We start from the raw sequence: 23216 nt of genomic DNA, 5'->3' as shown, positions 1-23216 counted from the left end.
CCTCAGCTGGAACCAGTGGAGCCGCCGGCCGGACCGACCTGCGGCTGTGGTGTGGTGATCGTCTGGTGGCTGGCACGGGCGTTGTCGCCCGTCTGGACGTTTCCGTTGACCGTTCCGTTGACGTGCACGGAGCGGTCGAAGAGGACGGTGGTGCGGGCGTCGAACTCGCTCGTGCTGTAGCCCGCGTCGCTCAGGCTGTTGCGTACCGCCGTGACCGTCCTGGTCTGGACGCTCTTGAGGAAGCGCCGGACGTCCATCTCCTGGAAGAGCTGCTGGAAGTGGGGCTCCGCCGCCAGCTCGCGGATCGAGTAGGCGGGGCCGTGGTCGACCGGGCGGTCGGTCCGGCACATCCGGTCGTACCAGATCTTGGACTGCGCGGTGCGGGTGACCGTGCGCGAGGCCGCCGTGAGGTCGTTCGGGGCGTCGGCGACCACGGAGAACATCGAAGCCGTTGCCGCACGGGCCAGATCGGCCCAGTCCCCGGCGGTCTTCGGCGGGAGGATGTCGTCGATGCAGTGGTAGAAGCGCGCGATCGGCGGGAGCAGGAAGGCCCGCGACTCCAGGAACAGCAGGCCACCCTGCATCTGCACGCGGCTGAAGACCGTGAGCACCACCTCGTCGCCCCAACTGCCCACCCGGACCGTCAGATAGTGGCGCAGCCGCTCCTCGGCGAACAGGTCGAGGCTGTCCGGCCACCAGGTCGCGGGCGGCTGCGCGTCCGGTGGGGTGCGCAGCAGAGCGGCGGCCTCGGCGCGGGCCTCGGGGGCGAGGGCGTGGAAGGGGGTGCCGGGCGAGGTGCCGCTCCAGTCCCGGGAGGGGCCGAGCCGCTTGCCGCTCTTCATGACGTGGTCGTCCACCTGAAGCCCGCGCAGCCGGTCGCCCGGGTAGCTCGTGCCCTCGCCGAACCTGCGCAGTTCGCTGCGAATCCGCGCGTGGACCTCGGGCACGGTGAACGCGGCGCGGCGGCCGGCGGCACCGGTTTCCCGCTTCATGAGGTCCGGTACGAGCTCGATGGCGAACGACCAGTGGTCCAGCTCGATGCCCGCTCCGACGAAGGGGGCGTAGTCGCTGTACACGACATCGGGGTCGGCCTGCTGTTCGCGGATCTCGCCGAGCCTGCGGGCGATCGCGGGAGGGTCGGAGACCTCCACGCTCCGGCCGATGGCCAGGAGATACAGGCGGCGCTCCGTGCGGTACCGGTAGACGGTGGCGATGGCGGCCCAGCCCGCCAGGACCACCAGGGCGGCCAGGAGGTGCCCGCCCCCGCCCGAGAAGCCACCGGTCAGGAGCGTGAAGGCAGTGGAGGACAGCCTCACCGTCTGCCAGAGGGCCCAGACGAGGACGAGCAGCAGCAGGAGCGTGACGACGCCCTGGCCCGAGCGGGACCTGGGATCGGCGTCGGGCCGGTCGCGCCCGGCCATGGTGTTCTTCAGCGCGCGCCAGACCGTGCGCAGCAGCCGCACGACGAGGACCAGCAGGGGCGGGACGAACGCCCCGGTGACGCTGAACGGAAGCAGCAGCAGCGGCAGCACCAGCATCAGCTTGGCGCGGGTGGAGACCTCCTTGCGCGCGAGGAAGCACTCCTTGAGGACCGCCGCCAGATCCACCCCGTACGACGGAGGGGGCAGACGGTGCGGGTTCTCGGCGAGCTCCTTCACCACGGCGTCCCTGAACCGGCGGTCCAGATGGGCGGCGCCACGCAGATAGGCCGTGGCGTTGCCGGGCCGGTTCCCGGCCTGGGAGCGGACCAGCTCCCACAGGCGGCTGCCGGGGCCGGGAGGCGGAGGCGTCGGCGGCGCCGACGGGAGGAGCGGCGGGGGCGGTGGGCCCTGGGGATCGGTCATGGCGTGAGGCGGCTTTCCGTCGGGACGAAGGAGAAGGGGCGCGGTGCCGGGGGGATGTGACGTGCTGTCAGAGCTGTGCCGTGTCGCGTTCCGGCAGCCCGTAGCGATCGGAGATGGGCGTCCAGAGCGAGAGGAAGTCCTGCTTGGCCTCGGTGGCGAGCTCACTGCTGCGCACGCCCTGCCGGTACGAGGCGGTGCGGGGGACCGAGCCGGGGGAGCAGCCCCGCGCGTCGGCGGCCCAGTCCGCGAACGCCCGGTCCGCGTCGGCCGAGTGCTGCCATCCCGTACGGAGGCTGCGCGCCGCGGGCGGGCCGGACGGGAGCTCGCCCAGGTCGAGTTCGGCGAGGCTGGTGATCAGTTCCTCGCGGCGGACGGCGGCGGCGTCCAGGGCCGTGCCCGCGTCGGCGACGGAGCTCGCCGAGGCGCAGGCCTCCACGGCGTTGACGGCGTCGATGACCTGCTGGCGGTCCGACTCGCTGCGCTCCAGGAGCGCGTCGACGGCCGCGGCCTGTTCCTCGGCCGTCGCCGTGGGCGGGGCGGACGGCTCGGCGGTGTCGGCGGCGGTGGAGGCTTCGGCGGCCGGTGCCGGCGAACCGGAGACGGAGGGGGCGGCGGAGTGGCCCGCCTCGGAAGGGGAGGGGCGCACGGCATGGGCGGTGACGAGGACCACGGCGGCGAACGCCAGCCCGCCGCCCACGGCCAGCAGGACGTGCTTCTTCGGGAACGTGCGACGGCCGGAGTCCGGTTCGGGTGCGGGCCCCGGTCCCTGGCCGGGTCCTGCTCCGGGGTCCGGCTCGCCCGGAGGGCCCTGCGGGTCCGCCGAGGCACGTACCCAGCCGCCCGCGCCCCCGCGTGCGTGCTCGTCCCAACGCATCGGTCCATTGCCGTGGTTCTCGCTCATGTGGGCCCCCCGCCACTGCAAGAAGGGCAACCATCCCACGTACCCGTGGCACAGCCAACGGGGTGTTGTGATGTGGCCGAAGATCGCTCCCCAAGGGCCGGTCCTCGGCCGCGCACAGCTGAACGGCGGGGGCCCGCCCGTGTTCCCCGGGCAGACCCCCGCCTCTGACAGCGGTGCTGTGCGTGTCACATGATGCGGTAGCTGTCGTAATAGTTGGCGATCTGGGCGTGATAGCCCGGATCACCCGCGTGGCTGTGCCGGTCGAACTCCGGGGCGTCCTTGATCTGGGCCTTGGTCAGGTCGACGTGGATCTTCTTCTCTTCGGTGTCGATGCCCTTGACCGTGCCGGCCGGCAGGAGGACGTCCTTGCCGAAGATCCAGACCCCGGTGTCGACGAGGAGGTAGGAGGACCCCACCTCGTCGGAGTGCTTGTCGACCTTTCCTATGCTTCCGTCCGTCGCCTCGACGGAGAATCCCGTCAGATCGGCGCCCGGGGTGTGACCGCTCGTAGGCTGGTAGCCCCACAGGGTGTCACTCATGAACGGCTCCTTCCTCGCGGTTCGTTCGGCGCGGCGAGTCCTCTCGAAAGGGCGAGGAGCGCCGCTCGGTATATCGACTGCCCGCGCTTTCCCTGTCCACACCCTGTGAATGCGCGAAAGGCAGAAAAATGCGGGTGGCCCAGGACCTGTGAGGTCCTGGGCCACCCGCTTCAGGAAAGGTCGAGGCCGTTTACCAGCGATACCACCGGCCGCGCCCACCGCCACTGGCCGTCGGACGAACGAAGAATCCGATGAGCCACACCACGAGCACGATCACTGCGATCCACCACAGCGCCTTGAGTGCGAACCCGGCACCGAAAAGGATCAGGGCGAGCAGAAGAACGAGAAGCAGGGGAACCATAGTTATCAACCTCCGAACCATCTGGTGCCCGGAAAGCAATTCCCTACACACGCGTGTTCGGAAGAATCATTTCCGGGCCCTTGGGGTGTTGCCCGTGCCGGCACGGACCGCGCACCGGGCGCAGACCGCACACACTGACGGCGGGGCCGGCTCCTCGAGGGAAGCCGACCCCGCCTCTGTGCGTGTGCGCCGCGTACTCAGGTGCGGTAGCGGTCGTAATAGGTGCCGACCTGGGCGTGATAGCCCGGGTCACCCGCGTGCTTGTGCTTGTCGAACTCCGGGGAGTCCTTGATCTGCTCCTTGGTCAGGTCGACGAATATCGTCCTGCGCTCGGTGTCGATGCCCTTGACCGTGCCGGCCGGCAGGAGGACGTCCTTGCCGAAGATCCAGACCCCGGTGTCGACGACGATGTAGGCGGAACCCACATCGTCGGAGTGCTTGTCGACCTTGCCGATGCTTCCGTCCGTCGCCTCGACCGAGAATCCGGTCAGGTCGGCGCCCGCGGTGTGACCGCTCGTAGGCTGGTAGCCCCACAGGTTGTCGCTCATTTCTGGCTCCTTCCTCGACGGTTCATTCGGCGCGGTGAATCCCCCGTGTGAGGGGGCTTTTCGCCGCTCACCCAACGGCTGCCCCGGCTTTTCCGGTCCACACATGGCACTTTCGGAGAAATACGGAAACGCGGGTGGCGCAGGGCTCGAAAGCCCTGCGCCACCCGCGTTTGTTGCTGGTCGTCAGGCCGTTTACCAGCGGTACCACCGGCCGCGCTTACCACCGCTGGCCGCCGGACGGACGAAGAACCCGATAAGCCAGACCACGAGTACGATCACGGCGATCCACCACAGTGCCTTGAGTGCGAAACCGGCACCGAAAAGGATCAGGGCGAGCAGAAGAACGAGAAGCAGGGGAACCATTGTTATCAACCTCCGAGACTCTGGTGCCCGGCTATCCATTATCTACACACACGTGTTCGTGAGGAAAATTTCCAGGACTTTCCGTGACCGCGCGGACACGGCGAGGCGCTCGCTCAGACCCCGGCGGGTTCCTTCGCCGAGGTGCCGCCCGACGCCGTGGCCGGGCCGGTGGCCGCGACCGTGGAGGGCACCGGCTCCTGGGAGACGTTGAACTCCGTCAGCAGCGCCTTGCTGAAGCCGAAGAAGTACGTCGCCAGGAAGCCCGCGACATAGCCGACGAGCAGGCCGCCCGCGTAGATCGCGATCGTCGACCCGAGGCCGTGGTTGCCGTCCAGGAGCGGGAACAGGGCCCAGCCGGACGGGCCGATGGCCGTGGAGCCGACCGAGTCGCCGAGCTGGTTGAACAGGCCCACGAAGCCGCCGCCGAACGCGCCGCCCACACAGGCCGTGATGAACGGGCGGCCCAGGGGGAGCGAGACACCGTAGATCAGGGGCTCGCCCACGCCCAGCAGGCCCGCGGGCAGGGCGGACTTGATGGTCCTGCGGATCGACTCGTTGCGCGGGAGGCGGAGGTAGACCGCCGCCGCGGCGCCGACCTGGCCGGCACCGGCCATCGCGAGGATCGGGAGCAGCACCGTGAAGCCCTGCTGCTCGATCAGCGTCGTGTGGATCGGGATCAGTGCCTGGTGCAGGCCCAGCATCACCAGCGGCAGGAAGAAGCCGCCGAGGAGGAAGCCCGCGCCCGCGCCGCCCGTGGAGAGCAGCCAGTCGGCGAACGTACCGATGGCGGAGGAGACCTCACCGGCGACGTACATCAGGCCGAAGATCGTGACGAGGCCGGAGATCAGGACCGTCAGCGTCGGGGTGACGAGGACGTCCAGCGACTCGGGCACCCAGCGGCGGCACCACTTCTCGACGTACACCGCGAGGACCGCCGCACCGAGGGCGCCCAGGACGCCGCCCTGCCCGGGGGAGAGCGTCTGGCCGAAGGCGTCGATGTTCGCGACGCCGGGGAAGACGATGATCGCCGCGACGGCGCCGCCCAGGATCGGCGTGCCGCCGAACTCCTTCGCGGTGTTGTAGCCGACGAAGACCGCGATCAGGGCCATGAAGCCGGAGGCCATCGCGGCCAGGGCGGGGGTCACCGAGGTCAGCCAGCCGAGGTTCACCAGGAGGCCGTTGAGACCGGCGATGATGCCGCAGCCGATCAGGGCGGGGATCAGCGGGACGAAGATGTTCGCGATCTTGCGCAGGAACAGCTTGAAGGGCGTGGAGTTCTTCGCCTTCTGCTGCGCCTTGAGCGCGGCGCCCTTGTCGGCGAGCTCCTCGGCGGTGGGGACGGGCGCGGGGGCCCCGGACGCCTTGCCCTCCTCGACGAGCTGCTCGAACTCCGGGGTGACCCGGGCGACCGTGCCCGGGCCGAGGACGATCTGGTACGTGTCGTCCTCGACCACACCCATGACGGCGGGAACCGCCTTCAGGGCCTCGTCGTCGACGAGGGAGCGGTCGTGCAGGCCCAGCCGGAGCCGGGTCATGCAGTGGGCGATCGAGCTGACGTTCGCGGCGCCACCGACGAGCGGCAGGATCGCGGCGGCAGTGGCGCGGTTCTTGTCTTCAGTAGCCATGGTGCGTGGTGCCTTGCTGTGCGGGGAGTTGGTGCGTCAGGTGGTACGGACGGCCGCGAGGGCGGCGCGGAGGTGGCCGTGGGAATCGGCCAGGAGCGTGGCGGCGGTGGGTCCGTCGACCCCGCCGAGGATGGTGAGGATGGCGTCCTTCACCTCGCCGTCGGTGGCGGCGAGCGCTACCTCGATCTCCTGGTCGGAGGCGCCGGTGGCGAGGGAGACGATCCGGCGGGAGCGGGCGCGCAGCTTCTCGTTGGACGCGCGGACGTCGACCATGAGGTTCCCGTACGTCTTGCCGAGCCGGATCATCGTGATCGTCGAGATCATGTTGAGGACGAGCTTCTGCGCCGTGCCCGCCTTGAGACGGGTGGAGCCGGTGAGCAGCTCGGGGCCGACCACGATCTCCAGGCCGTGTTCGGCGGCATCGGCGAGCGCCGAGCCGGCGTTGCAGGAGAGGCCGATGGTGAGCGCGCCCCTCGCGCGGGCGTGCTCGACGGCGCCGATGGCGTACGGAGTGCGGCCGGAGGCGGAGATTCCGACCACCGTGTCGTCGGCGGTGAGTCCCAGCTCGTCGAGATCGGCGGCGGCCAGCTCCTTGCTGTCCTCCGCGCCCTCGACGGCCTTGACCATGGCGGAGGGGCCGCCGGCGATCAGGCCGATGACCTCGGACGGGTCGGTGTTGAAGGTGGGAGGGCACTCGCTGGCGTCGAGCACACCGAGGCGGCCCGCGGTGCCCGCGCCCGCGTAGATCAGCCGGCCGCCGCGCGCCATGCGCTCGGCGGTGGCATCGATCGCGGCGGCGATCAGGGGCAGCTTCTCGGCGACGGCGGCGGGCACCGTGGTGTCCTCGCCGTTCATGATGCGGGCTATCTCGTGCGTCGGCAGCTGGTCGATCTCGGCGAGCTCGGGGCGGAACGCCTCGGTGGTGAGCGTTTCGAGCTGGGCGCGCAGTTCGCCGTAGCCGCCCGGGGTGGCTGCTTCGGCGTTCGCTTCGGCGTTTGCGTCGGTGGTGGAGGACATGGACAGCGGCTCTGCTTTCTCGTTCTCGTACGGCTCTGCGGGGGCGGGTGCAGGTGCGGGGTGCGGGTGCCGTGCTGCCGGGTCAGCGGCTGCGCGGGGTGTGGCGGTGGGCGAGCGCCTCGTACGAAGCGGAGAGGGCGGGCGCCGCCGTCTCGTACGTCCGCTGGGCGACGCCTATGAAGAGGCAGTCCACGACGAGGAGCTGGCTGGTGCGGCTCGACATCGCGGCGGGCCGCAGCTCGCTCTCGCGGGCGGTGGAGGTGGTCAGCACGTGGTCGGCGTACTGCGAGACCGGGCCGTCGGGGCGGCCGGTGATCGCGATCGTCGTCGCGCCGCGGTCGAAGGCGACGCGGAGCGGCTCGATGACGTCACCCGTGGAGCCGGAGTGCGTGATCGCGATGGCCACATCGCCCGAGCGGAGCTGCACGGCGTTGGTCACGGCGAGGTGCGGGTCCATGTGGGCGTGGGCTATCAGGCCGATCCTGAGCAGCTTCTGCGCGAGGTCCTGGCCGACGAGCGAGGACGCGCCCACGCCGTAGATGTCGATGCGGCGGGCCGTCGAGGCGGCGGCGACGGCGGCGCCGAGCTGCACGGTGTCGAGACCGGCGGCGGTGTCGGCCAGGGTCTGCTGCTCGTCGTAGGCCAGCTTGGCGACGACGTCCGCGATCGGGTCGTCGACCGCGATGTCCGCCGTGACGGCGGGCGCTCTGCCGGACTGCTGGTGCGCCGCGAGCCCCGCGAGCGCGAGGCGCAGGTCGCGGTAGCCGGGATAGCCGAGGAGGCGTGCGGTGCGGACCACGGTCGCCTCACTGGTGCCGGTGAGCTCGGCGAGACCGGTGACGGTGAGGGCGGCGCACCCGGCGGGGTCGCCCGCGACTGCTTCGGCGACCCGCTGCATGGAGCGGGTCATGGAGGGCGCGAGGGTCCGCACCTTGGCCGCCAGGGCGGCAGGGGCGGGCGGAGAGTCCGCGCTGAAACTTTCCTTCACGTCATTGGTCACATTTGAAAGATATTTTCACCCATGGGAGACGTCAACCCCCCTTTGGTCCCTACCTCTGAAGGATCAAGACCGGCCGTACGGACGGCAGGGGACAATGGGGCCATGGAGTTGAACCGCCTGGAACAGGCGCTGCACAGCGCACGCGCGCTGGTGATGGCCGACCTCGTCGCGGGGGACGTCGCCGAGGCCGCGATCGTCTCGCTGGTGGAGGACGCGGTGACCCACCGGCGGTGGTGGGTCGAGCAGTGGCCCGAGGGTGTGTCCTTCGTCACCGGGCTGATAGCGCAGGACGTCCAGGACGCCCTGCTGGAGCGCTACGGACGCTGGCCGCTCTGCCCGGTCTGCACGGAGGGAGGGCCGCACGCGCTGGACGTCGAGCCGGAGCTCGGCCCCGATCCGCACTGGGTCTGCACCAAGGCCACGGTGTCCGTCGCGCCGGTCGGCGCGCTGGCAGAGGTGCTCGGCAGGTGACCGTCTACATCGACCCGCCGACCTGGCCCGGACACGGGCGCATGTGGTCCCACCTGGTCAGCGACGTGTCGTTCGAGGAGCTGCACGCCTTCGCCGCCTCGATCGGCTGCCCGCCCCGCGCGTTCGAGCGCGACCACTACGACGTGCCCGAGGCGCGTTACGCGGACGCGGTGCGCGCCGGGGCGCGCGAGGTCGGATCGAAGGAGATCGTGCGCCGGATCACCGAGGCGGGGCTGAGACGGCCGAAGGGGCGGCCCGCCCCGGGCCGCGTTCTGCCGTAACGGGTGGTGCAACCTGCGGTGAGCGGCGGCGCCGCGTCGTGGGGGTGGTGCAACCTGCGGCGCGGCCCGCCGCACTTACCGGGTGAGACCCAGAACCCGGAAGGAACCACCGCATGCCCGAGCTCACCCGTCGCTCGCTTCTCCGCTCAGCCGCCTCCCTGACAGCCCTGTCGGCCGTCCTGCTCACCCCGCTGCCCGCGACGGCACAGGGAGCGAGCGCCGGCACCGCACCCGCCTGGTCGCCCCAGCCGCTGCCGTTCACCGACGCCAACCTCGTCGGGGCCGTGAACCTGGGGCAGGGGCGCACCTGGGCCGCCGGATTCACCCTGCGCCTGGAGGGCAAGGTGACCCGCTTCACCCCGGTGGTGGCGGAGCGCGCGAGCGCCGACGGGGAGTGGACCCCCGTCGAGGCGGCCACGGAAGCCGCCTCCACCGTGAGCAGCCGGGTCAACGCGATCGACGCCGACGGCCCCGGCGACGTGTGGATGGTGGGGGACGACACCTCGGTCCTCGACGGACGGATCTACACCCAGCACTACGACGGCACCCGGTGGAGCGTCGTCCCGGCGGACCTGCCGGAGAAGGCCGAGGCCGCTTCGCTGCTGGACGTCGACACCGGGTCCGACGGCACCTGGGCCGTGGGCTCCGCGCAGATCGAGGTGGGGCGTACGTGGAACGAGGAGAAGGGCGTCTGGATCACCGAGTCGAGGCAGGCGGGGATCGCCAGGCACTTCGACGGCACCGCGTGGCGTGACATGCCGCTGCCCGAGCTGCCGGGCGACCTCTGGTACCTGAACGCGGTGCAGGCCATCTCCGCCGACGACGTCTGGGCCGCCGGATACGACGGCGACAGCGGCAGGCCGCTCCTCATGCACCACGACGGCACGTCCTGGAGCAAGGTCACCGCTCCCGGAGTGACGGACCGGCCCGGATACGCACAGGGGCTTTCCGTAGCACCGGGGGGCCAGGTCTGGCTGGTGGGCGAGGACTGGTCCCCGGCCGACGGGACGACCCGGGCGCTCGTGGCGCGCCACGACGGGAGGAAGTGGCGCAGGACGGAGGTCCCCGACGTCCCCGCGCGGCTCTTCGCCGTGACCCCGGTCCCGGAGCACGGGATCGTCGTCGTCGGCCAGACGCTGGGCGAGCGGCGCGAGGCGATCGCCTGGCAGTGGGAGCCGGCCCTCCCGGGAAGCGCGAGCGGTACGGCCGGGGGCCGGTGGACGACGCTGGGGCTGCCGCAGCCGGCGGGAGCGGGACTCCCGGGGGACACGGAGAACACGGCGCACGCCGTGGTCGGTGACCGCGGCGGACTCACCGTTCTCGGCACGTCGACCGCCCCCGGTGCGGAGCCCCAGCCGTTCGCGGCGTTCCGGAGAAGCGGACGGTGAGCCGGGCTTCCTGGTGATCCCGTGCCCCCGGGCACGGTGTGCCCGGGGGCGTGGACCGGGCCTGCGGGTGCCTGGGGGATGAGCCCGGTCCTGGTGTGCCTGGGGGATGAGCCCGGTCCTGGTGCCCCCGGGGGCGTGGACCCGGCCCGGTGGCGTCCCCGCTCAGGCCCTGTCGGGTGTGCACGCCGGGTCGAGGGGCGACGTCACCGCTTCGCGGTCCTTCCCGCCCGTGCCGGTCGTCGCGGACTTCGCCGTGGCGACCAGCCGGGACGGGACGCCCCCGCCGCCCAGCCGCAGCGAGACCACCACGGCCACGAGGCCGAGGACCAGCATCCCGGCGCCCGCCCAGGCCGTGGCCCGGAAGCCGAAGTCCGCGTCGATCACCGTGCCGCCCAGCCACGGGCCGCTGGTGTTGCCCAGGTTGAACGCGGCCGTGGTCGTCGCCCCGGCCAGCGTCGGCGCCGCGCCCGCCACGTTGAACATCCGGGCGTTGAGCGCCGGGGCCGTGTAGAACGCCGACAGCCCGAGCAGGAACGCCAGGGCGATCACGGCGACCTGGTTCGACGCGAAGAGGGCCAGCGCCACCAGGAAGACCGTCGAGGCGCTGATGCCACTCAGCAGCACACCGAAGAGGTGCGCGTCCGCGACCCGGCCGCCGATCGTCGTACCGATCAGCGCGCCCACGCCGAACAGCCCGAGGACCCACGGCACCCAGCCGGAGCCGAGCCCCGCCACATCCGTCAGCAGCGGCGCGAGATAGCTGAACGCGCAGAACACCCCGCCCGCCGCGAGCGCGGTGATCACGATGGACAGCCACACCTGGCGGTCCCTGTAGATCGCCACTTCCTTCTTGAGCTGCGGCTGCTCGTCCGGCAGCGGGATGCGCGGGATACGGGTGACGACACCCACCAGCGCCACGGCGGACGCCGCGCCCACCGCCCAGAACGCCGAGCGCCACCCGAAGCTCTCCCCGAGGAACGCGCCCAGCGGCACCCCCAGCACATTGGCGATCGACAGCCCGCCGATCATCACGGCCATCGCCCTGGCCCGCGCGTTCACCGGCACCATCGCGATGGCCACCGCGGCGCCGACCGCCCAGAAACCGGCGCACGCCAGCGCACTCACCACGCGGGAGACGAACAGCACCTCGTACGTCGGCGCCAGCGCGCCCGCGATCTGGCCGAGCCCGAAGACCGAGATCAGTGCGATCAGGGTCGTGCGGCGTGGCAGCCGCAGGGTGGCGACGGCCAGCAGCGGGGCGCCGACCACCATGCCGATCGCGAAGGCGGATATGAGGAGTCCGGCCTTGGGGATCGACACGTCCATGTCGGACGCGATGGGTGGCAGCAGCCCGGACAGCATGAACTCGCTGGTACCGAGAGCGAAGACCGAGAGGCCGAGAATATAGACGGCCATCGGCATGCGGGGACGACGGGAAGCGGAGTCAGGCATGACAGTGGCCAACAGTGCCCTCGTCCCTGTCATTCCCCTGTCTCAGTGGGTGAGCAGCTCGCATTCGGTTGTCTCAGCGGGTGAGCAGCTCCAATTCGGTGGTCAGATTCTGCCGCGCCCTCGGTTCCCACTCCTCCACGCCGTGCGGCGTACGGAACAGCCGGGGCAGCTCCAGCAGCTGCCGCAGCACCGCCGAGCGCCCTTCGCGGAAGGCGTCGTCCGGTACGAAGCCGTACTCCTCGCGCACCTGCGCCGCGTAGGCCGCGTACTCCTTCGGGGATGACGCCAGGATCGCGAGGTCCGCGTCGCACAGCACCTCGCCGTTCGTGTCGCCCTCGGCCGGGTCGTGGGTGACCGTGAGTCTGACCAGCCGGGCGACCTCGGCCGTCGCCGTGTCGGGGACACCGGCCTCGGGCAGGGCCCGCTCGGCGAGCGCGGCGCTGCGCTCCTCGTTCTCGGACCGGTCCGGGCGGTAGACCGCGTCGTGGAACCAGACGGCGAGGCGCACCAGGTCCGGATCGGCGGCGTGCCCGGCCAGGGTGTCGACGCGGTCCAGGACCTGCGTGAGATGTGCGGTCGTGTGATAGCGCCGCTGGGGCTCGGCCCAGCGTTCCAGGAGGTTGTCGGCGTACGGCAGGGGGTCGGGGCCCGGTACGCCGCCCCGGGCGGCGGTGAGGGCGTCCTGCCAGCGGACGCGGAGCGCGGTGGCGTCGGTCATGCAGCGACTGTAGAGCCGGGGGACCTTGCCCGGCGGGCCGGCCGCTCGTTAGCGTTCGGCCGTGACGGAACCGGCGGAATCCCCGTATCTCATCGATCTCAACGCGGACCTGGGCGAAGGGTTCGGACGCTGGACCCTCACCGAGGACGAGGCGCTGCTGACCTGCGTCACCAGCGCCAACGTGGCCTGCGGCTTCCACGCGGGCGACGCCTCCGTGATGCGCAGGGTCTGCGAGACGGCGGCGGAGCGCGGGGTGCGCATCGGGGCGCAGGTCTCCTACCGCGACCTCGCCGGGTTCGGGCGGCGCTCCATGGACGTACCGGCCGCCGAGCTGACCGCCGAGATCGCCTACCAGATCGGCGCCCTGAGGGTCTTCGCCGAGGCCGCCGGCTCCACCGTGTCGTACGTGAAACCGCACGGCGCCCTCTACAACCGCGTCGTCCGGGACGAGGAGCAGGCCGCCGCCGTCGTCGCGGGCGTGCGGCTCGCGGGCGGCGGCCCGGCCGTCCTCGGGCTGCCCGGTTCGCGGCTCCTCGCCCACGCGGAGGCCGCGGGGCTGACCGCCGTGGAGGAGGCCTTCGCCGATCGCGCGTACACCCCGCAGGGCACGCTCGTCCCGCGCGGCGAGCCGGGCGCGGTGGTGCACGACCCGGACGAGGTCGTGCGCCGCAGCGTCGGCATGGCCGTCGACGGCGCCGTGACCGGCGCGGACGGCGGCCGGATCGCCGTCGCGGCGCGCTCGCTGTGCGTCCACGGCGACACCCCGGGGGCCGCGGCGCTCGCCCGGCGGGTGCGGGCCGCGCTGGAGGAAGCCGGCGTGCGCATACGGGCGTTCGCGTGAGCGGCATCCGGGTGCTGGAGGCCGGCCCCCGCGCCCTGCTCGTGGAACTCGGCTCGGGAGAGGAGGCGGAGGCCTTCCACGCGGAGCTGCTGCGCCGCCGCGCCGCCGGTGAGCTCCCCGCCGTACGCGAGATCGTCCCCGGCGCCCGGACGGTGCTCCTGGACGGCGTCGAGGACCGGGCGCTCGCGGCGCGGATGGCCTCCTGGACCGTGCCGCCGCTGAGCCGGAGCGCGGGGGAGGCCGTCGAGATACCCGTGGTCTACGACGGCCCGGACCTCGCCGATGTCGCCGACGCGTGGGGCGTCGCCGTCGACGAGGTGCCGCGCATCCACGCGCGTACGGAATTCCGGGTGGCCTTCTGCGGGTTCGCGCCCGGCTTCGGCTATCTGACCGGCCTGCCGGGGCACTTGCGCGTGCCGCGCAGGGCCACGCCCAGGACCCGGGTGCCGGCCGGGGCGCTCGCCCTCGCCGGGCCCTACACCGGGGTCTATCCGCGTGCCTCGCCCGGCGGCTGGCAGCTCATCGGCCGGATGCCCGCGCCGGACGCCCTCTGGGACCCGGGGCGGGAACCGGCGGCGCTGCTCGGCCCCGGGGCCCGGGTGCGCTTCGTGGCCGTGGGGGCGGAGGGATGAGCCCGGCGCTCGGAGGGTCCGGGGGCGCGGGTCCGGAGCTCGAAGGGGCCGGGGGCGCGGGTCCGGCGCTGGAAGTGGTCAGGGCGGGCGCGCTGACCACCGTGCAGGACGCGGGCCGCACCGGCTGGGCGCACCTCGGCGTGCCCCGCGCCGGCGCGCTGGACGGGCCCGCCCTGCGGCTGGCCAACCGGCTCGTCGGCAACGCGCCGGACGCGGCGGTCCTGGAGACCACCGTCACGGGGTGCGCGGTCCGGGTGACCGGCGCCCGGCCGGTGCTCGCCGTGGTCGGCGGGGCGGGCTGCCGGGTCACCGTGGACGGCCGCCCGGTCGCGTGGGGCGCGCCCGTGCGGGTGCCGCCCGGAGCGGTCCTGGAGGCGGGACCGGCGGTACAGGGCCTGCGCGGCTATCTGGCGTTCGCGGGCGGCCTGGTGCCCGAGCCGGTGCTCGGCAGCAGGTCCGCCGACCTGCTCTCGGGGCTCGGCCCTCCGGTCCTGCGCGAGGGTGACGTGCTGCCGCTGGGCCGCGCGCTCCCGCCCCTCTCCCCGCACGGCGACGCCGTGCCCTGGCCCGGGGTACCTGCCGAGCTGGTGCTGCCGCTGCATCCGGGGCCGCGCGAGGGCTGGTTCACCGACGCGGCCCTGCGCACGCTGACGACCGCCGTGTACCGGGTCTCGGAGCGCAGCAACCGCGTCGGGCTGCGCACGGAGGGCGGCCCCGCTCTGGAGCGCGCGGTGGAGGGCGAACTGCCCAGCGAGGGAATGGTCCTGGGGGCCGTTCAGGTCCCGCCGGACGGGCTGCCCGTGGTGTTCCTCAACGACCATCCGACGACGGGTGGTTACCCGGTCGTGGGCGTGGTCGCGGAAGCCGCGCTGGCGGGCGCGGCGCAGGCGGTGCCGGGGACGCCGGTGAGGTTCGTACGCCCGTGACGGGGGGCCAGGACGGGGCCGATGGCCGGGCCGCCGTCGCTGCCGGGGAGGCGCGACCTCACGTTACCGAAGCGTAACTTACCGACGAGTTACTTCGGGTAACCCCACGGTGCTAGCTTGCGCTGACAGCCATCGGAGCAGAGCGAGGAGTGAGCCGTGAGTCCGCGCAAGACCACCCGTTCGAGCTCGACCGTGAACGCCCCCCACCTCCATGGAACCCGTCGGCCGGGACGCCGCACGGGACGCCTGCTGGCTGCCTCGGTGGCCGCCGCGGCCTGCCTGGGCGCGGCGACCGTGCCCGCGTCGGCCTCCGGTGCCGCCGGGCCGGAGTCGGTGGTCTCCCGGGGTGTGACCATCCCCGCCTTCTACAATCCGCCGGCGCAGCTGCCCTCCGCCGACGGGTCCCTCGTCCGCACGGAGCCGCTGCCCCTCGGCGTGAGTCTCCCCGGGCTGGATGGTCGCCAACTGCCCGGCACCGCAACGCGGTTGATGTACAAGTCCACCGATGCGAACGGCGCGCCCGTCGCCGTCACCGGCGCCTACATCGAGCCCTCCGCCGCCTGGAAGGGCGACGGCCCCCGCCCGCTCGTGGCGCTGGCCTCGGGGACCATGGGCCAGGGCGACCAGTGCGCCCCCTCGCTCTCGCTCCAGAACCCGCTGACCATCGGCGAGGGCACGGTCTCCATCGGCTACGACAACATCGCGGCCTACCGCTTCCTCGCCGCCGGTGCCGCCGTCGTCGTCACCGACTACGTGGGCCTCGGCGCCACCGACCGGCTCCACACCTACGTCAACCGTCTCGACGAGGGCCACGCCCTCCTGGACGCGGCCCGGGCCGCGCGCTCCGTCGCGGGCAGCTCGCTCACCTCCTCCTCCAGGGTCGGCCTCTACGGCTACAGCCAGGGCGGCGGGGCCGCCGCGTCGGCCGCGGAACTCCAGCCCTCCTACGCGCCTGACGTCAATCTGGCGGGCGCCTACGCAGGGGCGCCGCCCGCCGACCTCACCGAGGTCATGAAGGGCATAGACGGCAGCGCCCTGGCCGGAGCGCTGGGCTGGTCGATCAACGGATTCGCCCAGACCGACCCGTCACTGAAGGTGATCGTCGACGCGAACACCAACGACGTCGGCAAGGCCGCGCTGAAGGACACCTCGACCATGTGCGTGGGCGACGCGATCCTCGGCCACGGCTTCACCAGCAGCAAGAAGTGGACGGCGAGCGGCAAGCCGATCGCCGACATCATCGCGGCCGAGCCGAAGCTCCAGGAGATCCTCGCCCAGCAGCGCATCGGCACCCTGAAGCCGGCGGCCCCGGTGCGGGTGGTGACCGGTGTGCAGGACGACATCGTCGGGCACGCGCAGGCCAGGCAGCTCGCGGTGGACTGGTGCCGCAAGGGCGCGAACGTGACGTACGAGGCGGTCCTGCTCCCCAACCTCGGCGACAAGATCCTCACCAACCACCTCGCCCCGCTCCTCACCGACCAGGGCAGCGCCATCTCCTGGCTGACCGACCGTCTCTCCGGGCGGAAGGCCACCTCCAACTGCTGGTCGATGCCCGTCCAGCCCTGACCTCCCCGCACCGTGGGCCCTGAGGCCGCGGCGCGCGTCCGCCCCACGGACGCCGCTGCGGCCTCGCGCATGTTCACGTACGTGTTCATCCGGGGAGCTGCGCGGCGGGGGACGGGCCCGTAGTCTGGTTATTGGACTAGACCTGTAGTCCGCAGCCGCTCCGAGGGAATGGAACACCATGAGCAACCGTGCAGTCCTGGAGGTGATCGCTCTCGACGCGGAGGACGCGGTCGCGGCGCAGACGGGAGGTGCGGACCGCCTCGAACTGGTCACCGACATGGCGGCCGACGGCCTGACCCCTTCGGTGGAGACCTTCACGGCGATCAGGGCCGCCGTCGACATCCCACTGCGGGTCATGCTCAGGGTCACGGACGGCTTCGCCGCCGGTGACATCGTCGTCCTGGTGGAGAAGGCCCGCGAGATGCGCGCGGCGGGCGCCGAGGAATTCGTCCTCGGCTTCCTCGACGAGGACGGCCACGCCGACCTCGTCGCCGTCGAACGGCTCGTCGCCGAGCTGAACGGCTGCCGCTGGACCTTCCACCGCGCCATCGACCGCGCGGCCGACCGCGACGTCCTGCGCAAGCACCTCGCGGACCTGCCGGGGCTGGACACGTACCTCACGGCGGGCTCGCCCAGGGGCGTGGACGCGGGCATCGACACCCTGCTGGCCGAAGCGGAGCACGCGGACCTGCCCGGCTACGAGCCGCAGATCATGGTCGGCGGCGGCCTGCGCCTGGAGCACCTGCCGCGCCTGCGCGCCGCGGGCATCGAGGCCTTCCACATCGGAGGCGCGGCCCGGCCGGGCGGCTGGGACGGGCCGGTGGACGTGGCTGCCGTACGGGAGTGGCGCACGGCGCTCGACGGCTGACGGGACGGTCGACGGGGCCCTGGCGCGGGGCGCAGCTCGCGGGGCCGAGGCTGCCGTACGCGAGTGGCGCACGGCGCTCGACGGCTGACGGGACGGTCGACGGGGCCCTGGTGCGGGGCGCCGTTCGTGTGGTGGCGGGGTCACCCGTTCTCCCATCCCGGCGTGCCTGCGGGGCGGGACGGGCCTTGAATGCTGCTGAGTGTTCCAGTTGCCCGGCCCCGCCCCGGAGTTCACATGTCGCACCAGCAGACCGCCCACGGCGCCGGCACTCCCGCGCGCCGGGCGGGGGTGCTGCACGCGACCGGGGCGTGGTGCGCGCGCCACTTCGTGATCGTCATCGTGCTCTGGCTGGCAGCGCTCGCCGCACTCCAGGTCCTGCACCACGCCTACGGCGGCGACTACTCCGACGACTTCTCGATCTCCGGGACCCAGTCGCAGGAGGGCCTCGACGTCCTGGAGAAGCACGCTCCATCGGCCGGCGGCTACAGCAGCCAGATCGTGGTGCACGACGCGGACGCCTCACTCACCGGACTGAGCAGCCAGATGTCGACGGTCGTCGGCAGCCTCCAGAAGCTGCCGGACGTGCTGTCCGTCCAGAACCCGCTGACGGCGCAGAGCGGCTCCGGCAGCTCGGACGTCGGGCCGCTCTCCACCGACGGGAAGACCGCGTACATCACCATCCGGTTCAGCGAGCAGCCCTCCACACTCGGGGACGGCTACCTCGACGGGGTGGACTCGGCCGTCGAGCCGCTGCGCAAGGCGGGCGCCGACGTCGAGTACGGCGGCTCGCTCGGCGAGCTGGCCCGGCCCGGCGCGAACGACCGCACCAGCGAGGCCATCGGCTTCGGGGTGGCCGTCCTGGTGCTGCTGATCGGCTTCGGCAGTCTCGTCGCCGCGCTGCTGCCGCTGGTGACGGCCCTCATCTGCGTCGTCTGCGGGCTCGCCCTCCTGGGGCTGCTGGCCGCCGCGACCACCTTCGCCACCGTCTCGCCGACGCTGGCCACCATGATCGGGCTCGGCGTCGGCATCGACTACGCCCTCTTCCTCGTCACCCGGCACCGCCAGAACCTCATGGACGGCAAGGACCCCGTCGAGGCCGCCGGGTCGGCCACGAGCACCAGCGGCCGGGCCGTGCTGCTCTCCGGCTGCACGGTGATCATCGCTCTCTGCGGACTCTGGGTCTCCGGGATCGGCTTCATCGGCAAGCTGGGCGTGGCCGCAGCCGTCACCGTCGTCACGGCGGTGCTCGGGGCGCTCACCCTGGTGCCCGCCATGCTCGGACTGATCGGCCGCCACATCGACCGGATCCACGTCCGCAGGCCGATCGCCGAGATCGAGGGCGACGCGGACGCCGGGCCGGGGGAGCAGCAGACCGGCACCTGGCACCGCTACGCCCAGCGCGTCGAGCGCAGACCGTGGTGGTTCCTGGCCTCCGGGGTCGTCGTCCTGGCCGTCCTGGCCTTCCCCGTCTTCTTCATCCAGCTCGGGCACATCGGCGACGGCGCCGACCCCAAGTCTTTCACCGACCGGCGGGCCTACGACCTCATGTCCTCGGCATTCGGCCCCGGTTCGAACGGTCCGCTGACGCTCGTGATCGACCAGAGCGAGGTGCCGCAGAGCGACCGGAGCGCGCTGGAGAGCCAGGCCCAGCAGTCCCTGGCCAAGGTGCCGGACGCGTCCGTCATCACCCCGCTCACCGCCACGTCCGACGGGGACGTCCTCACGGCCACCGCCTACTCCGTCGCCGCACCGCAGGACGAGCGGACCACGAGCCTGGTCAACCACCTCAAGGACGACGTCCTGCCCGACGCGGTGTCCGGCACCGCCGCGAGCGGCTATGTGACCGGCACCACCGCTGCCCAGGTCGACTTCCTCGACATCGTCTCCAGCAGACTGCCCCTGATCATCGCCGTGGTGGTCGCCCTCGCCTTCCTCGTGATCCTGGCCGTGTTCCGCGGGCTGCTCGTCGCGGTCAAGGCGGCCCTGCTCAACGTGCTGTCGATCGCGGCCTCGTACGGGGTCGTGGTCGCCGTCTTCCAGTGGGGCTGGGGCGGACCCGCGCTCGGGGTGTCGGGCGACGTGCCGATCGAGAGCTATGTGCCGATGATGATGTTCGCCATCGTCTTCGGCCTCAGCATGGACTACGAGATCTTCCTGCTCTCCCGCATCCACGAGGCATGGCTGTCCACCGGCGATCCCAGGGCGAGCGTCGCGCACGCCCTGGAGATCACCGCGCGGGTCATCACCTGCGCCGCACTGATCATGGTCAGCGTCTTCGCGGCCTTCCTCATCAGCGACAACATCGTGGTCAAGATGCTCGGCCTCGGCCTCGCCGCCAGCGTCCTCATCGACGCCACCGTCGTACGCCTGCTCCTCGTGCCCGCCGTGATGACCCTGCTCGGCCGCGCCGCCTGGTGGACGCCGCGGTGGCTGGACCGCATCCTTCCGCACCTCGACGCGGAGGGGGAGTCCACGGCCGGCGGTGCGGCCCCGGGCCGGTGACGTCCGGTCCGGGGCCGTGAGCGGTCCGGGCGGTCAGTGGTCCTGCGCGGCCTCGCGGCGCCTGCGCCGGCTCTGGGCCACTGCCCCCGCTGCGAACATCAGGGCGGCGCCGGTCAGTGAGACCGCCGTCGCCGCGGGCAGATAACCGGCCGAGGATTCCTGGGCGGAGGCCACGAGGCCGGCCTTCCCTGCCTCGGCCGCGTGCCCGGCGTGCTCCGCGTGGGCCGGTGCGGCCTGGGTGCCGGTCTTCTCGGCGACCTCCGCCAGCTCGTCCGCCGACAGCTGGCTCCCGTTCATGCCGGTGACCTCGCCGCTGCCGCCGTCGAAGTCGACGTCGGAACAGGAGTAGAAGTTCTCCTGGCTGTCCGAGCGGATCCAGTGGATGAAGATCATGTGCTTGCCGGACTTGCCCTGCGGGAGCTGGAGGTTCCAGTAGTAGTTACCGCCGTCCGAGCCCGCCCCGCCCGCCTGCGGCGGGTTGGCCACGGTCTGGGTGAGCGTCAGGTCGTCCCACGCCAGGGGCTGGCTGGGCGACCAGCCGTCCTTGGTGATGTAGACGTCGAACCTGCCCGGGTGCGCGGCCCAGTTGCTGTACTTCACCTGGGTGGTGGTGCCCGCCGTGAGGTGGGTCGTCGGCCAGTCGCTACGGGCCGCGTTGTACGACGAGAAGTTGTACGGGCCGTTGTGGCCGCCGCTGCAGAGCTCGCCGTCCGGGATGTAACCCTTGGTCCTCCCGCCGCCGTTGGAGTCCAGGACGCCGAACCAGTTGTACAGCGGAGTGGTGCCGGTCGCCGCGACCGCGGCGGCGCAGGCAGGGTTGGACGGGGTCTGGTTCCCGCTCGCGACCATGTCCTTGTAGCACAGGTAGCTGCGTGAACCCGGCTCCATGGCGACGCCGTGAGCGGATGCGGGGGAGGGCAGACCGGCCAGGGTGAGGCCCAGCAGGCCTGCTCCCAGGAGGCTCAGTACGCGAGGCGCGCGCATCGGAAACGTTCTCCGGAAGAGGGTTCGCATGGCCATGTGTTGATCTCCTCTGGGGGGATGAAGGAGAGTGCGAAGGGTGTGGGAGCGCTCCCAAAAACGTAGCGCGCACCGGTTGGTCTGTAAACGCCTCATGCGGCGACTACTGCAACTTCCCCTGAATGCGGCGCAGTTGCGTCAGCCGGGGGGCCGGTGAGCTGGTCCCGGCCGGCCGGCTCCCGGTGGACCGCCGGCCGGTACGTCCTCGGTGCGTCTTCGGTGCGTCTTCGGTGCGGGGAGTGCTTCACGGCACCGTGCCGCGAAGCACTCCGGGCAGGCGCCGTCAGCCGAGCCGCTCCGGCAGCGGGGCCGCGTGCAGGACCACGAGGCCCGAGACCGCACGGGTCAGCGCCACGTACAGACGGCGCAGGCCGGTGCGCTCGTCGGGCTCGCCGTCGACCACGGCCGCCGGCTCGTCCAGGACCACGTAGTCGTACTCCAGGCCCTTCGCCAGCGAGGCCGGGACCAGCGTCAGCCGGGAGTCCGCCGTCGTCTCCTCGCCGGGGGCCAGCACGCTGTGGCCCGCCGCCGCGAGGGCCTCCGCCAGGGCGGGGACACGGGCGTCGGCCGCGATCAGGCCGATCGAGCCCTCGTGGAGCAGCGACTCCTCGCACGCCGCGACCACCGCGCCGTCCAGGGCAGCCGCGTCGGTCACCTCCCGTACCGACAGGGAGCCGGGCGTCTCACGCACCGACTCCACCGGCGCGAGGCCGGGGGAGATGGCGGGCAACAGCCGGGAGGCGTACGCGATCACCTCGCGCGGCACACGGAAGCCCGCCGTCAGCTCCTCCACCACCGCGTCCGCCTTGCCCAGGTGGAACAGCGCCTGCTCCCAGCTCTGCGTCGACCACGGCGTCGTCCCCTGCGCCAGGTCGCCGAGCACCGTCGCCGAACCGGTCGAGCAGCGGCGGCCGACCGCGCGGTACTGCATGGGGGAGAGGTCCTGGGCCTCGTCGATGACGACATGGCCCAGCGAGTGCGTGCGGGCCACCAGGTCGGCGGCCTCGTCGATCAGGACCGCGTCCGCCGCCGTCCACTTCGCGGACTTCACACTGCGGGCCGGCTTGGCCATCAGGACGTGCTTCTGCTCGTCCTCGCCGAGGATTCCCTCCGCGTGCTCCGCCAGGAAACCGGCGTCCGTCAGGAGGCGCAGCACCAGCTTCGCCGGGTCCACCGCCGGCCAGATCGCCTTCACGGCCGCCTTCACGGCGGGGTTGCGCGCCACCGAGTTCTGCACCCGGTCGTCCGGGGCCTCGCCCGCCTCCTCCATCCGTACGAGGACGGCGTGCGCGATGCGCTGCGGCAGCGCCTCGTGGGCTGCGCCGTAGCGCATGTCGCGGGCCAGCAGCTCCTGGACCATCTCCTCGACCTCGTACGCCGGGACCCGCCAGCGGCGCGAGCCGCGCACCACCACGACCGGTTCCGTGGGGGGTGTGACGTGCGAGCGGATCGCCCGCCGCAGGACCTCCGCCATGCGGGCGTCGCCCTTGATCACCGCGGCGGGCGACTCGTCCGTGCCGCGCACCTCGACGCGGGCGGTCACCAGGTCCTCCACGGTGGCCTGCTTGACCTCCAGCTCGCCCAGCGCGGGCAGCACCTGCTCGATGTAGTGGAGGAACGAGCGGTTCGGGCCGATCACCAGGGTGCCGGTGCGGGCCAGCCGCTCGCGGTGCGCGTACAGGAGGTACGCCACACGGTGCAGGCCCACGGCCGTCTTCCCGGTGCCGGGGCCTCCCTGGACACAGACCGTCCCGCCGAGCCCGCTGCGGACGATCTCGTCCTGCTCGGGCTGGATCGTCGCCACGATGTCGCGCATCGGACCCACACGGGGCCGCTCGATCTCGGCCTGGAGCAGCCTGCTGGTCTGCTCCTTCTCGGCAGGGTCGGTGAGGTGCTCGTCCTCGTACGCGGTCAGCTCCCCGCCGGTGTAGCCGAAGCGGCGGCGCCGGTCGACGTCCAGCGGGTTGTTCCTGGAGGCCTGGTAGAAGGGCTGGGAGACCGGCGCGCGCCAGTCGATGACCATCGGGTCGCCCTGCGCGTCGTGGACATGGCGGCGCCCGATGTAGAACTGCTCGCCCTCGGCGCCCTCCGCCTTCTCGGCCCCGACCACGTGCAGATAGTCGAGACGCCCGAAGAACAGCGGGGTGTGGGAGAGGTCGGCGAGCGCCTTGATGCGGTCGTCGATCTGCGCCTGGAGGACTGCGGCGTTGACCCAGTTCGCGGTGACGTCGCGGATGTCGAGCGCCTGCACGTCCTCGCGCATGGCGCGCAGCGCGGCACGGGACGCGGCGAGGTGCGCCCGCTCCCTGGCCAGTGGATTGCTTGACTCTTCGTGCGCGGGCACGGTGTTTGC

22 protein-coding genes are annotated in these 23216 nt (G+C 72.2%); 9 read left to right on the top strand and 13 right to left on the bottom strand.

Going from position 1 to position 23216, the window contains the following annotated elements; genetic code table 11:
- Positions 1-2: 2 nt before the first annotated feature.
- The 9 genes from ACWCQM_RS20550 to ACWCQM_RS20510 all read right to left on the bottom strand — a co-directional run bounded on the left by ACWCQM_RS20550 (position 3) and on the right by ACWCQM_RS20510 (position 8198).
- Positions 3-1844 carry a hypothetical protein gene (locus ACWCQM_RS20550; protein ID WP_450916605.1) on the bottom strand — a complete coding sequence of 614 codons (1842 nt, stop codon included), beginning with the start codon at positions 1842-1844 and terminating at the stop codon, positions 3-5.
- Positions 1845-1911: 67 nt separating this feature from the next.
- Positions 1912-2745 carry a hypothetical protein gene (locus tag ACWCQM_RS20545; RefSeq protein ID WP_450916604.1) on the bottom strand — a complete coding sequence of 278 codons (834 nt, stop codon included), beginning with the start codon at positions 2743-2745 and terminating at the stop codon, positions 1912-1914.
- A gap of 185 nt (positions 2746-2930) precedes the next feature.
- The gene (locus ACWCQM_RS20540; RefSeq protein ID WP_450916603.1) at positions 2931-3284 is read right to left on the bottom strand and encodes a PRC-barrel domain containing protein; all 354 of its coding nucleotides are present in this window, start codon (positions 3282-3284) and stop codon (positions 2931-2933) included.
- A gap of 190 nt (positions 3285-3474) precedes the next feature.
- Positions 3475-3645: a hydrophobic protein gene (locus tag ACWCQM_RS20535; RefSeq protein WP_267074358.1), complete on the bottom strand. Its 171-nt coding sequence runs from the start codon at positions 3643-3645 to the stop codon at positions 3475-3477.
- Between the two features lie 197 nt (positions 3646-3842).
- Positions 3843-4193 carry a PRC-barrel domain-containing protein gene (locus ACWCQM_RS20530; protein ID WP_450916602.1) on the bottom strand — a complete coding sequence of 117 codons (351 nt, stop codon included), beginning with the start codon at positions 4191-4193 and terminating at the stop codon, positions 3843-3845.
- Positions 4194-4385: 192 nt separating this feature from the next.
- Positions 4386-4556, bottom strand: coding sequence for a hydrophobic protein (locus ACWCQM_RS20525; RefSeq protein WP_104787922.1), 171 nt, complete (start codon positions 4554-4556; stop codon positions 4386-4388).
- A 113-nt stretch (positions 4557-4669) separates the two neighbouring features.
- The gene (locus ACWCQM_RS20520) at positions 4670-6181 is read right to left on the bottom strand and encodes a PTS transporter subunit EIIC (RefSeq protein ID WP_450916601.1); all 1512 of its coding nucleotides are present in this window, start codon (positions 6179-6181) and stop codon (positions 4670-4672) included.
- A gap of 36 nt (positions 6182-6217) precedes the next feature.
- Positions 6218-7198, bottom strand: a complete 981-nt coding sequence (gene murQ, locus ACWCQM_RS20515) for an N-acetylmuramic acid 6-phosphate etherase (protein ID WP_450916600.1) — start codon at positions 7196-7198, stop codon at positions 6218-6220.
- A gap of 82 nt (positions 7199-7280) precedes the next feature.
- A complete protein-coding gene (locus tag ACWCQM_RS20510) occupies positions 7281-8198 on the bottom strand; it encodes a MurR/RpiR family transcriptional regulator (protein ID WP_267074354.1) in 918 nt (305 codons plus the stop codon).
- A gap of 102 nt (positions 8199-8300) precedes the next feature.
- Here ACWCQM_RS20510 and ACWCQM_RS20505 point away from each other — a divergent pair, with 102 nt between their 5' ends.
- The 3 genes from ACWCQM_RS20505 (at position 8301) to ACWCQM_RS20495 (ending at position 10338) form a co-directional block, all read left to right on the top strand.
- Positions 8301-8669 (top strand): hypothetical protein, encoded by a 369-nt coding sequence (locus tag ACWCQM_RS20505; protein WP_450916599.1) that lies wholly within the window; start codon positions 8301-8303, stop codon positions 8667-8669.
- Positions 8666-8950 (top strand): DUF4031 domain-containing protein, encoded by a 285-nt coding sequence (locus tag ACWCQM_RS20500; RefSeq protein ID WP_450916598.1) that lies wholly within the window; start codon positions 8666-8668, stop codon positions 8948-8950. The genes ACWCQM_RS20505 and ACWCQM_RS20500 overlap by 4 nt, the downstream gene beginning before the upstream one ends.
- Positions 8951-9063: 113 nt before the next feature.
- Positions 9064-10338, top strand: a complete 1275-nt coding sequence (locus ACWCQM_RS20495; RefSeq protein WP_450916597.1) for a hypothetical protein — start codon at positions 9064-9066, stop codon at positions 10336-10338.
- Positions 10339-10500: 162 nt separating this feature from the next.
- On the opposite strand, the gene ACWCQM_RS20490 is transcribed toward ACWCQM_RS20495, so the two are convergent.
- Together ACWCQM_RS20490 and ACWCQM_RS20485 are read right to left on the bottom strand one after the other, a co-directional pair.
- Complete coding sequence (locus ACWCQM_RS20490) at positions 10501-11760, bottom strand: Cmx/CmrA family chloramphenicol efflux MFS transporter (protein ID WP_450916596.1); 1260 nt, start codon at positions 11758-11760, stop codon at positions 10501-10503.
- Between the two features lie 103 nt (positions 11761-11863).
- Positions 11864-12508: an HD domain-containing protein gene (locus ACWCQM_RS20485; RefSeq protein ID WP_450916595.1), complete on the bottom strand. Its 645-nt coding sequence runs from the start codon at positions 12506-12508 to the stop codon at positions 11864-11866.
- Positions 12509-12599: 91 nt separating this feature from the next.
- Between ACWCQM_RS20485 and ACWCQM_RS20480 the strand changes: the two genes are divergently transcribed.
- From ACWCQM_RS20480 to ACWCQM_RS20455, 6 genes are all read left to right on the top strand, one after another.
- Positions 12600-13349, top strand: a complete 750-nt coding sequence (locus tag ACWCQM_RS20480) for a LamB/YcsF family protein (RefSeq protein WP_450916686.1) — start codon at positions 12600-12602, stop codon at positions 13347-13349.
- Complete coding sequence (locus ACWCQM_RS20475) at positions 13346-13981, top strand: 5-oxoprolinase subunit B family protein (RefSeq protein ID WP_450916594.1); 636 nt, start codon at positions 13346-13348, stop codon at positions 13979-13981. The genes ACWCQM_RS20480 and ACWCQM_RS20475 overlap by 4 nt, the downstream gene beginning before the upstream one ends.
- Complete coding sequence (locus ACWCQM_RS20470) at positions 13978-14907, top strand: 5-oxoprolinase subunit C family protein (protein ID WP_450916593.1); 930 nt, start codon at positions 13978-13980, stop codon at positions 14905-14907. The genes ACWCQM_RS20475 and ACWCQM_RS20470 overlap by 4 nt, the downstream gene beginning before the upstream one ends.
- Before the next feature lie 156 nt (positions 14908-15063).
- Positions 15064-16473 carry a lipase family protein gene (locus ACWCQM_RS20465; protein WP_450916592.1) on the top strand — a complete coding sequence of 470 codons (1410 nt, stop codon included), beginning with the start codon at positions 15064-15066 and terminating at the stop codon, positions 16471-16473.
- A gap of 178 nt (positions 16474-16651) precedes the next feature.
- Positions 16652-17341 carry a copper homeostasis protein CutC gene (locus ACWCQM_RS20460; RefSeq protein ID WP_450916591.1) on the top strand — a complete coding sequence of 230 codons (690 nt, stop codon included), beginning with the start codon at positions 16652-16654 and terminating at the stop codon, positions 17339-17341.
- Positions 17342-17575: 234 nt separating this feature from the next.
- Positions 17576-19843: an MMPL family transporter gene (locus ACWCQM_RS20455; RefSeq protein ID WP_450916590.1), complete on the top strand. Its 2268-nt coding sequence runs from the start codon at positions 17576-17578 to the stop codon at positions 19841-19843.
- Between the two features lie 33 nt (positions 19844-19876).
- Here the strand turns inward: ACWCQM_RS20455 and ACWCQM_RS20450 are convergent, their stop codons facing one another.
- Both ACWCQM_RS20450 and ACWCQM_RS20445 read right to left on the bottom strand, forming a co-directional pair.
- Positions 19877-20863, bottom strand: a complete 987-nt coding sequence (locus ACWCQM_RS20450) for a lytic polysaccharide monooxygenase auxiliary activity family 9 protein (protein WP_450916589.1) — start codon at positions 20861-20863, stop codon at positions 19877-19879.
- A 283-nt stretch (positions 20864-21146) separates the two neighbouring features.
- Positions 21147-23207 (bottom strand): HelD family protein, encoded by a 2061-nt coding sequence (locus ACWCQM_RS20445; RefSeq protein WP_450916588.1) that lies wholly within the window; start codon positions 23205-23207, stop codon positions 21147-21149.
- Positions 23208-23216 lie beyond the last annotated feature (9 nt).

This window comes from Streptomyces sp. NPDC002125 (genome assembly GCF_053593715.1).
This window is presented reverse-complemented; position numbering and strand designations above follow the sequence as displayed.

Bases quoted from the DNA above. Each gene is read 5' to 3' on its own strand.
- ACWCQM_RS20470 (WP_450916593.1), top strand. From the start codon at position 13,978: ATGAGCCCGGCGCTCGGAGGGTCCGGGGGCGCGGGTCCGGAGCTCGAA.
- ACWCQM_RS20495 (WP_450916597.1), top strand. From the start codon at position 9,064: ATGCCCGAGCTCACCCGTCGCTCGCTTCTCCGCTCAGCCGCCTCCCTG.
- ACWCQM_RS20530 (WP_450916602.1), bottom strand. From the start codon at position 4,193: ATGAGCGACAACCTGTGGGGCTACCAGCCTACGAGCGGTCACACCGCG.
- ACWCQM_RS20450 (WP_450916589.1), bottom strand. From the start codon at position 20,863: ATGGCCATGCGAACCCTCTTCCGGAGAACGTTTCCGATGCGCGCGCCT.
- ACWCQM_RS20460 (WP_450916591.1), top strand. From the start codon at position 16,652: ATGAGCAACCGTGCAGTCCTGGAGGTGATCGCTCTCGACGCGGAGGAC.
- ACWCQM_RS20550 (WP_450916605.1), bottom strand. From the start codon at position 1,844: ATGACCGATCCCCAGGGCCCACCGCCCCCGCCGCTCCTCCCGTCGGCG.
- ACWCQM_RS20455 (WP_450916590.1), top strand. From the start codon at position 17,576: ATGTCGCACCAGCAGACCGCCCACGGCGCCGGCACTCCCGCGCGCCGG.
- ACWCQM_RS20525 (WP_104787922.1), bottom strand. From the start codon at position 4,556: ATGGTTCCCCTGCTTCTCGTTCTTCTGCTCGCCCTGATCCTTTTCGGT.
- ACWCQM_RS20490 (WP_450916596.1), bottom strand. From the start codon at position 11,760: ATGCCGATGGCCGTCTATATTCTCGGCCTCTCGGTCTTCGCTCTCGGT.
- ACWCQM_RS20505 (WP_450916599.1), top strand. From the start codon at position 8,301: ATGGAGTTGAACCGCCTGGAACAGGCGCTGCACAGCGCACGCGCGCTG.
- murQ (WP_450916600.1), bottom strand. From the start codon at position 7,198: ATGTCCTCCACCACCGACGCAAACGCCGAAGCGAACGCCGAAGCAGCC.
- ACWCQM_RS20485 (WP_450916595.1), bottom strand. From the start codon at position 12,508: ATGACCGACGCCACCGCGCTCCGCGTCCGCTGGCAGGACGCCCTCACC.
- ACWCQM_RS20545 (WP_450916604.1), bottom strand. From the start codon at position 2,745: ATGAGCGAGAACCACGGCAATGGACCGATGCGTTGGGACGAGCACGCA.
- ACWCQM_RS20540 (WP_450916603.1), bottom strand. From the start codon at position 3,284: ATGAGTGACACCCTGTGGGGCTACCAGCCTACGAGCGGTCACACCCCG.
- ACWCQM_RS20520 (WP_450916601.1), bottom strand. From the start codon at position 6,181: ATGGCTACTGAAGACAAGAACCGCGCCACTGCCGCCGCGATCCTGCCG.
- ACWCQM_RS20535 (WP_267074358.1), bottom strand. From the start codon at position 3,645: ATGGTTCCCCTGCTTCTCGTTCTTCTGCTCGCCCTGATCCTTTTCGGT.